The 13224-nt window shown below is 61.6% G+C and carries 12 protein-coding genes and 1 pseudogene; 12 read left to right on the top strand and 1 reads right to left on the bottom strand.

All coding sequences use genetic code 11. From position 1 onward, the window contains the following. The first annotated feature begins 4 nt into the window (after positions 1 to 4). The 4 genes from ileS to ispH all read left to right on the top strand — a co-directional run bounded on the left by ileS (position 5) and on the right by ispH (position 4888). Entirely contained in the window at positions 5 to 2836 is a 2832-nt protein-coding gene (gene ileS / locus FBX99_RS25110) for an isoleucine--tRNA ligase (RefSeq protein WP_144929942.1), read from the top strand. Then, complete coding sequence (gene lspA, locus FBX99_RS25105; protein WP_144929943.1) at positions 2829 to 3341, top strand: signal peptidase II; 513 nt, start codon at positions 2829 to 2831, stop codon at positions 3339 to 3341. The genes ileS and lspA overlap by 8 nt, the downstream gene beginning before the upstream one ends. After that, positions 3334 to 3771, top strand: coding sequence for an FKBP-type peptidyl-prolyl cis-trans isomerase (gene fkpB / locus FBX99_RS25100; RefSeq protein ID WP_144929944.1), 438 nt, complete (start codon positions 3334 to 3336; stop codon positions 3769 to 3771). The genes lspA and fkpB overlap by 8 nt, the downstream gene beginning before the upstream one ends. 169 nt (positions 3772 to 3940) lie before the next feature. After that, positions 3941 to 4888 carry a 4-hydroxy-3-methylbut-2-enyl diphosphate reductase gene (ispH, locus tag FBX99_RS25095; protein ID WP_144929945.1) on the top strand — a complete coding sequence of 316 codons (948 nt, stop codon included), beginning with the start codon at positions 3941 to 3943 and terminating at the stop codon, positions 4886 to 4888. Here ispH and FBX99_RS25090 read toward each other — a convergent pair. After that, positions 4865 to 5380 (bottom strand): GspH/FimT family pseudopilin, encoded by a 516-nt coding sequence (locus FBX99_RS25090; RefSeq protein ID WP_145133249.1) that lies wholly within the window; start codon positions 5378 to 5380, stop codon positions 4865 to 4867. The two genes, ispH and FBX99_RS25090, sit on opposite strands and share 24 nt — an antisense overlap. A 216-nt stretch (positions 5381 to 5596) precedes the next feature. Here FBX99_RS25090 and FBX99_RS25080 point away from each other — a divergent pair, with 216 nt between their 5' ends. From FBX99_RS25080 to FBX99_RS25035, 8 genes and pseudogenes are all read left to right on the top strand, one after another. Further along, positions 5597 to 6070, top strand: a complete 474-nt coding sequence (locus FBX99_RS25080) for a GspH/FimT family pseudopilin (protein WP_145133245.1) — start codon at positions 5597 to 5599, stop codon at positions 6068 to 6070. Beyond that, positions 6067 to 6525: a type IV pilus modification protein PilV gene (gene pilV / locus FBX99_RS25075; protein WP_145133243.1), complete on the top strand. Its 459-nt coding sequence runs from the start codon at positions 6067 to 6069 to the stop codon at positions 6523 to 6525. The genes FBX99_RS25080 and pilV overlap by 4 nt, the downstream gene beginning before the upstream one ends. After that, positions 6522 to 7235 carry a PilW family protein gene (locus FBX99_RS25070; RefSeq protein ID WP_145133241.1) on the top strand — a complete coding sequence of 238 codons (714 nt, stop codon included), beginning with the start codon at positions 6522 to 6524 and terminating at the stop codon, positions 7233 to 7235. The genes pilV and FBX99_RS25070 overlap by 4 nt, the downstream gene beginning before the upstream one ends. 10 nt (positions 7236 to 7245) lie before the next feature. Next, positions 7246 to 7725: a PilX N-terminal domain-containing pilus assembly protein gene (locus FBX99_RS25065; protein WP_256664124.1), complete on the top strand. Its 480-nt coding sequence runs from the start codon at positions 7246 to 7248 to the stop codon at positions 7723 to 7725. Then, positions 7712 to 10825 (top strand): pilus assembly protein, encoded by a 3114-nt coding sequence (locus FBX99_RS25060; protein WP_145133239.1) that lies wholly within the window; start codon positions 7712 to 7714, stop codon positions 10823 to 10825. The genes FBX99_RS25065 and FBX99_RS25060 overlap by 14 nt, the downstream gene beginning before the upstream one ends. A gap of 11 nt (positions 10826 to 10836) precedes the next feature. Beyond that, a complete protein-coding gene (locus tag FBX99_RS25055) occupies positions 10837 to 11238 on the top strand; it encodes a type IV pilin protein (protein ID WP_145133237.1) in 402 nt (133 codons plus the stop codon). 56 nt (positions 11239 to 11294) lie between these two features. Next, complete coding sequence (thiO, locus tag FBX99_RS25050; RefSeq protein WP_144929952.1) at positions 11295 to 12395, top strand: glycine oxidase ThiO; 1101 nt, start codon at positions 11295 to 11297, stop codon at positions 12393 to 12395. Between the two features lie 578 nt (positions 12396 to 12973). Beyond that, a pseudogene (locus FBX99_RS25035) lies at positions 12974 to 13141 on the top strand (DUF6124 family protein); the annotation flags it as partial. Between the last annotated feature and the right edge of the window lie 83 nt (positions 13142 to 13224).

The following is a 13224-nucleotide window of genomic DNA, read 5'->3' as shown; positions in this document are numbered from 1 at the left end:
TTAAATGACCGACTATAAAGCCACGCTAAACCTTCCGGACACCGCCTTCCCGATGAAGGCCGGCCTGCCTCAGCGCGAACCACAGATTCTGCAGCGTTGGGACAGCATTGGCCTGTACGGAAAGTTGCGCGAAATTGGCAAGGATCGTCCGAAGTTCGTCCTGCACGACGGCCCTCCCTATGCCAACGGCACCATTCACATCGGTCACGCGCTGAACAAGATTCTCAAGGACATGATCATCCGCTCCAAGACCCTGTCGGGTTTTGACGCGCCGTATGTCCCGGGCTGGGATTGCCACGGCCTGCCGATCGAGCACAAGGTGGAAGTGACCCACGGCAAGAACCTGGGCGCGGACAAGACCCGCGAGCTGTGCCGTGCCTATGCCACCGAGCAGATCGAAGGGCAGAAGTCCGAATTCATCCGCCTCGGCGTGCTGGGCGACTTCGCCAATCCCTACAAGACCATGGACTTCAAGAACGAAGCCGGCGAAATCCGTGCCTTGGCGAAAATCGTCGAGGGTGGCTTCGTATTCAAGGGCCTCAAGCCGGTGAACTGGTGCTTCGATTGCGGTTCGGCCCTGGCCGAGGCGGAAGTCGAATACGAGAACAAGAAGTCGTCGACCATCGACGTGGCGTTCCCGATCGCCGATGAAGACAAGCTCGCCGCCGCTTTCGGCCTGGGCAAGCTGGCCAAGCCGGCCGCCATCGTGATCTGGACCACCACCCCGTGGACCATCCCGGCCAACCAGGCGCTGAACGTCCACCCGGAGTTCAACTACGCCCTGGTCGACGTCGGCGACAAGCTGCTGGTACTGGCCGAAGAACTGGTCGAGTCCTGTCTGTCCCGCTACGGGCTCGAAGGCTCCGTGCTGGCGACTGCACCGGGTTCGGCGCTGGAGCTGATCAACTTCCGTCACCCGTTCTATGACCGTCTGTCGCCGGTGTACCTGGCCGACTACGTGGAGCTGGGCGCAGGCACTGGCGTGGTTCACTCCGCGCCAGCCTATGGCGTCGACGACTTCGTGACCTGCAAGAAATACGGCATGGTCAACGATGACATCCTCAACCCGGTCCAGAGCAACGGCGTCTACGTACCGTCCCTGGAGTTCTTTGGCGGCCAGTTCATCTGGAAAGCCAACCCGGCCATCGTCGACAAGCTGAGCGAAGTCGGTGCGCTGTTGCACACCACTGTCATCGAACACAGCTACATGCACTGCTGGCGCCACAAGACTCCGCTGATCTACCGCGCCACCGCGCAGTGGTTCATCGGCATGGACAAGCAGCCTGCCAACGGCGACACCCTGCGCCAGCGTTCGCTCAAGGCCATCGAGGACACCCAATTCGTCCCGGCCTGGGGCCAGGCGCGCCTGCACTCGATGATCGCCAACCGTCCGGACTGGTGTATCTCCCGTCAGCGCAACTGGGGCGTGCCGATCCCGTTCTTCCTGAACAAAGAGAGCGGCGAGCTGCACCCGCGTACCGTCGAGTTGATGGAAGCCGTTGCCAAGCGCGTCGAAGTCGAAGGCATCGAAGCCTGGTTCAAGATGGACGCCGCCGAGCTGTTGGGCGACGAAGCGCCACTGTACGACAAGATCAGCGATACCCTGGACGTCTGGTTCGACTCCGGCACCACCCACTGGCACGTGCTGCGCGGTTCGCACCCGATGGGCCATGAGAGCGGCCCGCGCGCCGACCTGTACCTGGAAGGTTCGGACCAGCACCGCGGCTGGTTCCACTCGTCGCTGCTGACCGGATGCGCCATCGATAACCACGCGCCGTACCGCGAATTGCTGACCCACGGTTTCACCGTCGACGAGGCCGGCCGCAAGATGTCCAAGTCCCTGGGCAACGTGATCGCGCCGCAGAAAGTCAACGACACCCTGGGCGCCGACATCATGCGCCTGTGGGTCGCCTCCACCGACTATTCCGGCGAGATGGCGGTTTCCGAGCAGATCCTGCAGCGCAGCGCGGACGCCTACCGGCGCATCCGTAATACTGCGCGCTTCCTGCTGTCGAACCTGACCGGTTTCAACCCGGCCACTGACCTGCTGCCGGCCGAAGACATGCTGGCCCTGGACCGCTGGGCCGTGGACCGTACCCTGCTGTTGCAACGCGAGTTGCAGGAGCACTACGGCGAATACCGCTTCTGGAACGTCTACTCGAAGATACACAACTTCTGCGTGCAGGAGCTGGGTGGTTTCTACCTCGACATCATCAAGGATCGCCAGTACACCACCGGCGCCAACAGCAAGGCACGCCGTTCGTGCCAGACCGCGCTGTTCCACATCAGCGAGGCGCTGGTGCGTTGGATCGCGCCGATCCTGGCGTTCACCGCCGACGAGCTGTGGGAGTACCTGCCGGGCGAGCGCAACGAGTCGGTGATGCTCAACACCTGGTACGAAGGCCTGACCGAATTGCCGCAAGGCTTCGAGCTGGACCGTGCCTACTGGGACCGGATCATGGCGGTCAAGGCAGCGGTCAACAAGGAAATGGAGATCCAGCGCGCGGCCAAGGCCGTCGGTGGCAACCTGCAGGCCGAAGTGACCCTCTACGCCGAGGAGGCCCTGAGCGGCGACCTGGCCAAGCTGGGCAACGAACTGCGCTTCGTGCTGATCACCTCCACCGCCAGTGTCGCGCCGTTGGTGCAGGCCCCGGCCGATGCCGTGGTGACCGAAGTGGCGGGGCTGAAACTCAAGGTGGTCAAGTCGAGCTTCGTCAAGTGCGCCCGTTGCTGGCACTGCCGCGAGGACGTCGGTGTGAACCCGGAGCATCCGGAAATCTGCGGGCGTTGTGTCGATAACATCAGCGGTACCGGTGAGGTTCGCCACTATGCCTAACGCAGCGGGCCGTTTCGGACGGCTGGGCTGGCTCTGGTTGAGCGTGCTGGTTCTGGTCATCGACCAGGCCAGCAAGTTCTACTTCGAAGGCTCGTTGACCATGTACCAGCAGATCGTGGTCATCCCCGACTACTTCAGCTGGACCCTGGCCTACAACACCGGCGCGGCATTCAGCTTCCTGGCCGACGGTTCGGGCTGGCAGCGCTGGCTGTTCGCCCTGATCGCCGTGGTGGTCAGCGCGGTGCTGGTGGTCTGGCTCAAGCGCCTGGGCCGCGACGAAACCTGGCTGGCCGTGGCGCTGGCGCTGGTGCTCGGCGGCGCCCTGGGCAATCTCTATGACCGCATTGCCCTGGGCCACGTGATCGATTTCATCCTGGTGCATTGGCAGAACCGCTGGTATTTCCCGGCGTTCAACTTCGCTGACAGCGCCATTACCGTGGGCGCCATCATGCTGGCCCTGGACATGTTCAAGAGCAAGAAAACCGGAGAAGCCGTCCATGACTGAGCAGCGTATCGCTCAAAACACCGAAGTGAAGCTGCACTTCGCCCTGCACCTGGAAAACGGCGACACTGTCGACAGCACCTTCGACAAGGCCCCGGCCGTGTTCAAGGTGGGCGACGGTAACCTGTTGCCAGGCTTCGAGGCGGCGATCTTCGGGTTCAAGGCCGGCGACAAGCGCACCGTGGTTGTGACACCGGAAAACGCCTTTGGTCAGCCCAACCCGCAAAACGTGCAGACCATGCCACGCTCGCAGTTCCAGGACATGGAGCTGTCCGAAGGCTTGCTGGTGATCTTCAATGACGCAGCCAATACCGAGTTGCCGGGTGTGGTGAAGGCTTTTGACGACGCCCAGGTGACCGTGGACTTCAATCACCCCTTGGCGGGCAAGACCTTGAACTTCGAAGTGGAAATTCTTGAGGTCAAGGCTTTGTAATTGGCCGGAAGCGGTCAAGTGTGGGAGCGGGCTTGCTTGCGAAGACGGAGTGTCAGCCAACATCAATGTTGGATGTAAGGTCCTCTTCGCGAGCAAGCCCGCTCCCACAAGGTATCTCCATTGTGTTCGAGCCCTTCGTTCGATCAACAGGCAAGACACGAGGCACAGCATGCAAATCAAACTCGCCAATCCCCGTGGCTTCTGCGCCGGTGTGGACCGGGCGATCGAAATCGTCAACCGCGCCCTGGAAGTCTTCGGGCCGCCGATCTATGTGCGTCACGAAGTGGTCCACAACAAATTCGTCGTCGAAGACTTGCGCAGCCGCGGAGCCATTTTCGTCGAGGAACTGGACCAGGTGCCGGACGACGTCATTGTGATCTTCAGTGCCCACGGGGTTTCCCAGGCGGTGCGTACCGAAGCGGCAGGGCGTGGTCTGAAGGTGTTCGATGCGACCTGCCCCTTGGTGACCAAGGTGCACATCGAAGTGGCGCGCTACAGCCGTGACGGTCGCGAATGCATCCTGATCGGCCACGAAGGGCACCCGGAAGTCGAAGGCACCATGGGCCAGTACGACGCCAGCAATGGCGGCGCGATCTACCTGGTGGAGGACGAGGAGGACGTGGCTGCCTTGCAGGTGCGTAACCCGGAAAAACTCGCCTTCGTCACCCAGACCACCCTGTCCATGGACGACACCAGCCGGGTGATCGATGCGTTGCGTACGCGCTTCCCAGCCATTGGCGGCCCGCGCAAGGACGACATCTGCTACGCCACCCAGAATCGCCAGGACGCGGTCAAGCAACTGGCTGACGAGTGCGATGTCGTGTTGGTGGTCGGCAGCCCGAACAGCTCCAACTCCAATCGCCTGCGCGAACTGGCCGAACGCATGGGAACGCCGGCCTACCTGATCGACGGTGCCGAGGACATGCAGCGCAGCTGGTTCGACGGCGTCGAGCACATCGGCATTACCGCAGGTGCTTCAGCGCCGGAAGTCCTGGTGCGTGGTGTGATCCAGCAGTTGCAGGCCTGGGGTGCTATCGGTGCCGATGAACTGGCCGGCCGGGAGGAAAACATCACGTTCTCCATGCCCAAGGAACTACGCGTCCGCTCCCTGCTTTAAGCGCTTTTCGCACAGGGCCTGCGCACTTTCCTCGTTGCGCAGGCTGACGCGACCGGTGGGTGACAGCACCACTTGGTGATGGCTGATAGGTTGGTGCCGGGCACACACGTGCAAGGTACCCGCCTGAAAAGCGCCACTGGGCAATAGCGCCGCGCCATGGCCGGCGAACGTTACCCTGTGCTTCACCGGCCAGTTACCCACCACCAGGGTGCGATGGCTGCGCTGTTCCAGCAATGTCTGGCCATCGTCGTCCAACCTGATCTGCCACCCTTGGCTCCAATCGTTGTCTATCCCTTGAATGGTCACGGTCCGATTGCGGCTGATGGCTTCGCTGCGGGCATTGCGCAAACCGCTGGCTAACCGTTGCGCGGTGTCATGGCGTTCAGTGGATTCCACCAGCGCCTTGAAGCTTGAGCTGGCCCACGGCAGAACAATTGCGACAATCGCCAGTCCCATGAGCAGTTCGATCAGGCTGAAACCCTGTTGGGGCATGGTGTCTCCTCCCTGGAGAGTGTGGGGATGGTCCTTAAGGCTTGTGGGAATCTCATTGTGGCGAGGGAGCTTGCTCCCGCTCGGGCGCGTAGCGGCCGTTCTTTTTGGGGCTGCTGCGCAGCCCAGCGGGAGCAAGCTCCCTCGCCACAGGCAAGCGCCAATGGTTTGTTCTAGCGTTACAGAAGCAGGTATAGCCGACGGCAACGGAGGGCATCGATGGATCTTCGTACAAAAGGTTTCACGCTGATCGAGGTGCTGGTGGCCCTTGGCGTACTGCTGATCCTCATCACGATGGCGGTGCCGGCGTTCACCGGCTCGATGCAGAGTACCAAGGCGGATACGGAGATCGGCGATCTGCGCCGGGCCTTGAACTTTGCCCGCATGGAAGCGATCGACCGGGGTGTCACCACGCGCATTCGCCCCACCGCCCAGGGCAGCGTCTGGAGCGGCGAATTGACGGTGTATGACAGTACTGGCAATCCGGCCAATGTATTGCGGGTTGTTCCCGCGATGAGCAGTGGTGCGACTCTGACGCTAACCTCAGAGGTGACCAACATTGATTTCAATAACCTGGGTGGGTTATCGGCACCGGCCACCCCGGTGAGCTTCAATTATGTGCGGGGCTCGCAGAGCCGGACGCTGAGCGTTTGCCTCAATGGACGAATCGTATTGGGTGGAAGTTGCGGATGAAGGGTTGCAATAAAAGGCCACAGGAGGGCATGACACTGATCGAAGTGCTGGTGGCTGTGCTGATTCTCGGCGTGGGTCTGCTGGGGGCGGCGATGATCCAGCTCAATGCCTTGAAGTACACCGACAGCTCGCGCATGACCAGCCAGGCCAGCTTCATCGCCTACGACATGCTGGACCGTATCCGCGCCAACTCCGGCGCCGACTACACCGTGGCGCCACCCAGCTCACCCAACCTCAACGTGACCCGAGACCAGGACCTCTACGATTTCAAGACCAACATCACCAGCTTCGGCGGCGCCACGGCCACCGGGACCATCGCGCTGAACCAGCGGGTCTACACCATCACCATTTCCTGGGACGATGCCCGGGCTGCCAACACCAGCAATGCGACCGATGCTCGGCGTAGTTTCGTGCTGACCAGCCGCGCCGCTGTCGATCCGGTGGCGACGCCATGAACAAGGGCTGCCGGGGCTTTGGCCTGATCGAGTTGATGATCGCGCTGGTCATCAGTCTCATCGTGGTCCTGGGTGTGGTGCAGATCTTCATCGCTGCCAAGAACACCTACATCAGCCAGAGTGCGGCGGCGGTGATGCAGGAGGATGCACGCTTTGCCTTGAGCAAGATGGTCCAGGAGATTCGCATGGTGGGGATGTTCGGTTGCCTGGGCAGCATCACCGACGCCTCCTCGGCGGGGGACTTCAACGCCAGTCAGATCACGCCGATCCGCTGGGACAACGCCAACCAGAAAATGACCCTGGTGACGACGGATGTGGGCAACAGTGGCGGCGTGCCGACCTGGACCGTCCTGTCCGACTGCCGTACCACGGCCACGGCCTATACCGGTGCGCGGGCTCCCGCAGCCGGGCAGCTGGCGTTTCCGGTACGCCGGTTGATCTATAGCTTCAGCAACAACCAGTTGTCGATGGGCACCGGGGCCGGCAATCCGACCCTGGCGGTGCTGGTGGACAACGTCCGCACGTTCAACGTGACCTTCGGCGTGGCCGGCAGCTCGACGGACATCGCGGCCTCAAGCTACAGCAGCAACCCGCCTGATCCGGCGTTGATCCGCAGCGTGCGCCTGACCCTGACGCTCTTCGATCCGAAGAACAACGTACGCGACCAGACCTTCAACGTGGTTGCCGCCTTGCGCAACCGGCTCTTGTGAGGGGCGACTGATGAGATCGAGAGCCTTCGGGCAGCGTCAGCGCGGCATGGCATTGCTGGTCAGCCTGGTTTTCCTGCTGCTGCTCACGCTGATCGGCCTGTCGTCGATGCAAAGCGCCACCCTCCAGGAAAAAATGACCAGCAGCGTCATGCTGCGCAACCAGTCGTTTCAGATGGCCGAGGCTGCACTGCGGATGGGCGAGAACGCCGTGCAGGTGGAGACGTATGCGCTGGCAGTCTGCACCACTGCTATTCAATGCGCGCCGCCGGCGGAGTCGGCCACGCTGACGGGGGCTGGGCGCAACTCATCGTCAGGGGTCACCTGGGTCGCCGCTGCTGGCGGGTTTTATGGCGTGCAGAACATCGGCACCACGCTTGCGGCGGTCAATGTGCCGAACGGTACCTCGGCGACGTTGTACCGGATCACGGCGGTGGCGGTGGTGGGAAACAACCAGCGCAGCGTGGTGGAGAGCATCTATGCGAAATATTGACGCTCGCCATGGCTGGAAACAGGCGCTGTGGGGTGTGCTGCTCAGCCTTTATCTGACGGCCCCGGTCTATGGCTTCACGCCGTCGGATTCGCCGTTGTTGAGTGCGGCCGCGGTGACGCCGAACGTGATGCTGCTGATCGATGATTCGGGAAGTATGAATAACATCATCTGGGCGGCCGGGTTTGATCCGACGGCGACGCAATTGCGCACGTTTGCATGCAATTCCAGTAGCAATTGTAACGACAGGTATGAACTGGACCTGGACGACTCGAACATTCTGTTATTGAGCCTACTGCGCGGTGGTTGCTCATCTGGCTGGTACGGTTTTTATCGTTCGAGCATTGGCCGGGTCTGTCTTCGTCTTCCAGATCCCGTGGGCGGTGGTAATACCCGTTACACCGCCAGGTACTTGGCCTATCTCGTGACATTGGCCAACGGTTCGAGCCGGGACTTCACCACGGGCACGATTCCCACCGACTACCGGATAAACGTGGCGCGTGACGTTTCCAATGACCTGGTCGCCAATAACCGCGCCTTGCGCATCGGCCTTGCCACGTTCAATCCACCCAACAGCAGCAACTCAGGCCCAGGCGGTTACATCGCCCGGGCCATCAGCGACCTTTCGCCCGTCAGCGGCAGCGTCACCCAGACCCAGGCCAACGCCAACTACAGCGCCTTGATCACCGCCATCAACGCCCTGGGGGCCGTCGCGAATACACCGCTGGCCGAGAGCTATTACGAAGTCACCCGCTACTTCCGGGGCATGGCGCCATACTACAACGGCACGCCCAGTACCTATACCAGCCCGATCCAGTACCGCTGTCAGAAAAACTTTGGCGTGGTGATCACCGACGGCTTCCCCACCTTTGACCGGACGTTCCCCACCAACGATCCGCAGGCCATCGCGCCGGGCGGCCCTCGCTTACCCAACTGGGATGGCATCAGCGCCAACGACGGCGGCAACCCCACTGGTGACGGCGAAGGTGACACGCTGTACCTGGACGACATCGCCAAGTTCGCCTTCGACATCGACATGCGCTCCACCGGCACCGATGTCACCGGCAAGAGCTGGGACACCACGGATTTCTCCCGGCAGTACCTCAATACCTACACCGTCGGTTTCACCGCGACCAACCAGATGCTGTCCGATGCGGCCCGCTATGGCGCCGGCAAGTATTACCAGGCGACCGACAGCGAAGGCTTGAGCTCGGCCCTGACATCCGCGCTGAGCGACATCACCTCCAAGGCCGGGTCGGGGGGCGGTGGCACGACCAACGGTGCGACGCTGTCCAGCACGTCCAGCTTCTACCAGACCACCTACGACCCCAAGGACTGGCGCGGCACCATTCGGGCGTTCGGCTTCACCTCGGCAGGCACGGTCAACAGGGCTGCAGTGCAATGGACCACCGACACCGCCATTGTCCCCGGCGCCACGGCGCCGCTTTATCAATCGTGGAACACCGCGACCAATGCACCGGTGACCCTGGCCTACGGCAATTTTTCAACGGCTCAGCAAACCACTCTGAGCCAGAACCTGCCCACAGGGATTACCGGTAACGATCTGGTGGAATGGAGCAAGGGCACCAACAAAACCGGCTTGAAGGTGCGCAGCGTGTTGCTGGGAGACATCATCAACTCGCCGCTGGTGCTGGCGTCGCCCAATGACCAGACTGCCGCGGACCTGCTGAACGACACCAGCTACAGCACGTACCTGGCGACCAAGGCGACGGCCATGAACACCAGCCTCTTGGTGAATGCCAACGATGGCTTCTTCAGCGTCATCAACGCTGCCAACGGCACACGGCGTTACGCCTATATGCCTTCGAGCGTGTTGCCAGGGCTGGATGACATCGCGAGTACCAATTACATCAACGGGGTGAGCCACAAATTCCTGGTGGATGGACAGATCGGTGTATTCGATACGCAATCGGGCAGTGCCTGGAAAACCGTGGCGGTGGGCGGGACCGGGGCCGGGGGCAGGACCTTCTTTGCGGTGCAACTGTTCGATGCGGCGGCCGGCAATACGCTTCGGGCACTATGGGAAATCAGCGCGCCGACCGTTGCCAACACGGCCAATACCTTCAATGACCTGGGCTATGCCTATGCCCGCCCTGAAGTCGCCCGGTTGGCGGACGGCCGTTGGGCGGCGTTCATCTCCAATGGCTACGGCAGCAACAGCGGCGTGGCAGCGTTGTATGTGGTGGATATCCGAGACGGTTCGCTGATTCGCAAGATCGTCATCAACAGCAGCGAGACCGACAATGGCTTGTCGTCGGTCAAGCTGCGGGTCAACTCCCAGAATGTGGTGCAAGCGGCCTACGGTGGCGACTTGAAAGGACGGATGTGGAAGTTCGACCTCAGCGGCACGTCGCCGACCACCTGGGGCCTGGCGTTTGCCGGCCAGCCCTTGTTCACCGCGTCCGGCGGGGCGACCCAGCCCATCACCGTTCAACCGTTGCTGGCGGACACCCCCCAGGGTGGGGTCCAGGTCTTTTTCGGTACCGGTAAATTCAACGAGGCAACGGACAAGCTCAACAAGGACCTGCAGGGGTTCTATTCGATCTGGGATGCCACCGGTGGCGGCGGACAGATCACGGTGTCGAGCCTGCAGGCTCAGTCGATCACCGGCGTATTCTCTGGCAGCTCGGGGCAGTTCGTGACCACCAGCCAGACCGACGTGATTTACCCGGCGAAAAAGGGTTGGTACCTGCCCCTGGTGTACAACAACGCACTGACCGGGGAGCGGGTGATCAACCCGGCCAACCTGGTGCTTGGGCGCGTAGTCTTTACCACGGCCGCCGTGGATACTACCGACCCTTGCGCCAGCTTCGGGACCGGCAAGCTGATCGAAGTGGATGCGTTCAGCGGTAAGATGCTCAACTACGCGGTGCTCGACACCAACGGTGACGGCAAGCTCAACAGCTTCGATACGATCTCCGCCGGGGTGGTGTTCACCGGCGGTATCCCGACCTTGAGTGCCGTCGTCAGTGCCAACGGAGCCACCAACATGGTCGTGAACGATTCCGGTGGCGGTATCACCGACCTGCTGAGCAAATCCGTTGGCGGCAGTCGTCGCGTCATGTGGCGACAAATACAGTGAGAGGCAAGGACATGCGCAGAACCAATCGGGGCTTCACTTTGATCGAAATCATGATCGTGATCGCGATCATCGGTATTGTGATCACCGTCGGCTACCCGAGCCTGACCGAATACATGAAAAAAGGCCGACGTGCTGAAATTGCGGGGCTGCTGTCGGAACAGGCGCAGATCCTCGAACGTTACTATTCGAAGAACAACGTCTATACCAACGCGACCGGGCTGAGCAATGGAAACGACTTCTATACCATCAACCGGACGCTGGCGGACCAGAGCTTTACCCTGACCGCGGTACGCAGAAGTGGCTCATCCATGGCGACGGACAAGTGCGGTGATTTCACCATCAACAACACTGGTGTACGTAGCATGATCAACGCCGCTTCCGGGCTGACCACCAAGGATTGCTGGGGTCGCTGAGGCTTCTTTTCCGGGCGCTGTGTCGCGCCTTTCAGTCTTATGAGTCGAATCAATACATGACCAGGCAACAGCAAGTGGTGATTGTCGGCGGCGGAGTCATTGGCCTGCTGACAGCGTTCAATCTGGCGTCCGAAGGGCAACGTGTGGTGCTGCTGGAGCGATCCAGTGTCGGTCAGGAGTCGTCCTGGGCCGGTGGCGGCATCGTTTCGCCGTTGTACCCGTGGCGCTACAGCCCGGCGGTCACGGCGCTGGCGCATTGGTCGCAGGATTTCTATCCACAGTTGGGCCAACGTTTGTTCGCGGCCACGGGTATCGATCCGCAGGTGTATGTCACTGGGCTGTATTGGCTGGACCTGGACGATCAGGACGAAGCGCTGGCCTGGGCCGCGCGCGAAGGGCGACCGTTGCGGCCGGTGGATATCTCGGCGGTCCACGATGCGGTGCCGGTGTTGGGCGCCGGGTTCTCCCGGGCGATCCACATGGCTGGCGTGGCGAACGTGCGCAATCCCCGGTTGGTAAAGTCCCTCAAGGCTGCGTTGGGGACGCTGCCCGGGGTCACGCTGCATGAACAATGCGAGGTCAGTGGCTTCCTTCTCGACGGCGGGCGTGTCGTGGGAGTGGATAGTTCGGCCGGGGTGATTCATGGCGATCAGGTGGTGCTGGCTGCTGGGGCCTGGAGCGGGGAGTTGCTCAAGACCCTGGGCCTGAAGTTGCCGGTCGAGCCGGTCAAGGGGCAGATGATCCTGTACAAGTGCGCCTCGGATTTCCTGCCGAGCATGGTCCTGGCCAAGGGTCGTTATGCGATTCCGCGGCGTGACGGGCATATCCTGGTGGGCAGTACCCTGGAACGCGAAGGCTTCGACAAGACTCCGACCGATGCGGCGCTGGAGAGCCTGAAGGCTTCCGCGCAGCAACTGATTCCGGCGCTGGCGGAGGCTGAGGTGGTCGGGCACTGGGCCGGACTGCGGCCTGGGTCGCCGGCGGGTATTCCTTACATCGGCGAGGTGCCGGGGTTTGCGGGGCTTTGGTTGAACTGTGGGCATTATCGCAATGGGTTGGTGTTGGCGCCGGCTTCGTGTCAGTTGTTCGTGGATTTGATGTTGGGGCGTGAGCCGGTGATTGATCCTGCGCCGTATGCGCCTGCCGGGCGCTTGTAGGCGCTTTTGGCTGTACTGCGATCCCATTGTGGGAGCGAGCCTGCTCGCGATGGCGGTGTCCGGGATTTTGTTGGCCGGGTGTATATCCATTACTTCGGTAACGGCCACCTATGGTTTCGCCCTGACGGCGACCTACTTTCTTTCAAACGCCCGGAATGCCGGCCCAGAAAGAAAATAGGCAAAGAACGCTCCGCCCCAGCGTCCGGCCCCTCGCCAAGGCTCGGGGTTCCTTCGCTCCGGCATTCATCAGGGGGGGCATCGGCTCCGGTCCGCTGCGCTTGACCTCCACTCGATGGGTTCGACTGCGTCGAACGGCGCTGCGCGCCATCCCCCTGATGAACGCCTCCACTCAGCCTGCCGAAGGGGCGGAAGATCAAAAGCCGCGGCGCGGCTTATAGTTCGACACGGCTCTTGAAGGTCTACACAGACCCATTGTGGGAGCGAGCCTGCTCGCGATGGCGATTTGTCATTCAACATCTGCATTGACTGATCCGCCGCAATCGCGAGCAGGCTCGCTCCCACAGGGATCTGCGGTGACTGGTCATTTTCAGCCGACCACAGATCTTTTGTGGGAGCAAAGCCTAAGCGAAACCCTGGCATCCGCCAACGCGACGCTCAGCGACCTGGCTTTCGAGCTTGATGGTTCGCGCCGGCATGTTGCCCTGGGTGTGCAGCAGCTGATCGAACTGAGCGAATTGCTGGCTAATCGAGTGTTGGATGAGTGGGGGCCGGTGGCAGTGGATTAGAGGAGATGTTGCAGCTCAGTGGAGCTGCAAGGCAACACAAGATCTGTGGCGAGGGGATTTATCCCCGCTGGGTTGCGAAGCCG

The sequence above is a fragment of the Pseudomonas sp. SJZ074 genome (assembly GCF_007828215.1).
In the GTDB taxonomy this organism is placed as follows: domain Bacteria; phylum Pseudomonadota; class Gammaproteobacteria; order Pseudomonadales; family Pseudomonadaceae; genus Aquipseudomonas.
The sequence above is the reverse complement of the archived record's forward strand: the minus strand, read 5'-3'. Positions and strand labels throughout refer to the sequence as shown.

What these genes read in the sequence shown, in the direction of transcription:
- ileS (WP_144929942.1), top strand. Translation starts at nt 5, where the DNA reads ATGACCGACTATAAAGCCACGCTAAACCTTCCGGACACCGCCTTCCCG.
- lspA (WP_144929943.1), top strand. Translation starts at nt 2,829, where the DNA reads ATGCCTAACGCAGCGGGCCGTTTCGGACGGCTGGGCTGGCTCTGGTTG.
- fkpB (WP_144929944.1), top strand. Translation starts at nt 3,334, where the DNA reads ATGACTGAGCAGCGTATCGCTCAAAACACCGAAGTGAAGCTGCACTTC.
- ispH (WP_144929945.1), top strand. Translation starts at nt 3,941, where the DNA reads ATGCAAATCAAACTCGCCAATCCCCGTGGCTTCTGCGCCGGTGTGGAC.
- FBX99_RS25090 (WP_145133249.1), bottom strand. Translation starts at nt 5,380, where the DNA reads ATGCCCCAACAGGGTTTCAGCCTGATCGAACTGCTCATGGGACTGGCG.
- FBX99_RS25080 (WP_145133245.1), top strand. Translation starts at nt 5,597, where the DNA reads ATGGATCTTCGTACAAAAGGTTTCACGCTGATCGAGGTGCTGGTGGCC.
- pilV (WP_145133243.1), top strand. Translation starts at nt 6,067, where the DNA reads ATGAAGGGTTGCAATAAAAGGCCACAGGAGGGCATGACACTGATCGAA.
- FBX99_RS25070 (WP_145133241.1), top strand. Translation starts at nt 6,522, where the DNA reads ATGAACAAGGGCTGCCGGGGCTTTGGCCTGATCGAGTTGATGATCGCG.
- FBX99_RS25065 (WP_256664124.1), top strand. Translation starts at nt 7,246, where the DNA reads ATGAGATCGAGAGCCTTCGGGCAGCGTCAGCGCGGCATGGCATTGCTG.
- FBX99_RS25060 (WP_145133239.1), top strand. Translation starts at nt 7,712, where the DNA reads ATGCGAAATATTGACGCTCGCCATGGCTGGAAACAGGCGCTGTGGGGT.
- FBX99_RS25055 (WP_145133237.1), top strand. Translation starts at nt 10,837, where the DNA reads ATGCGCAGAACCAATCGGGGCTTCACTTTGATCGAAATCATGATCGTG.
- thiO (WP_144929952.1), top strand. Translation starts at nt 11,295, where the DNA reads ATGACCAGGCAACAGCAAGTGGTGATTGTCGGCGGCGGAGTCATTGGC.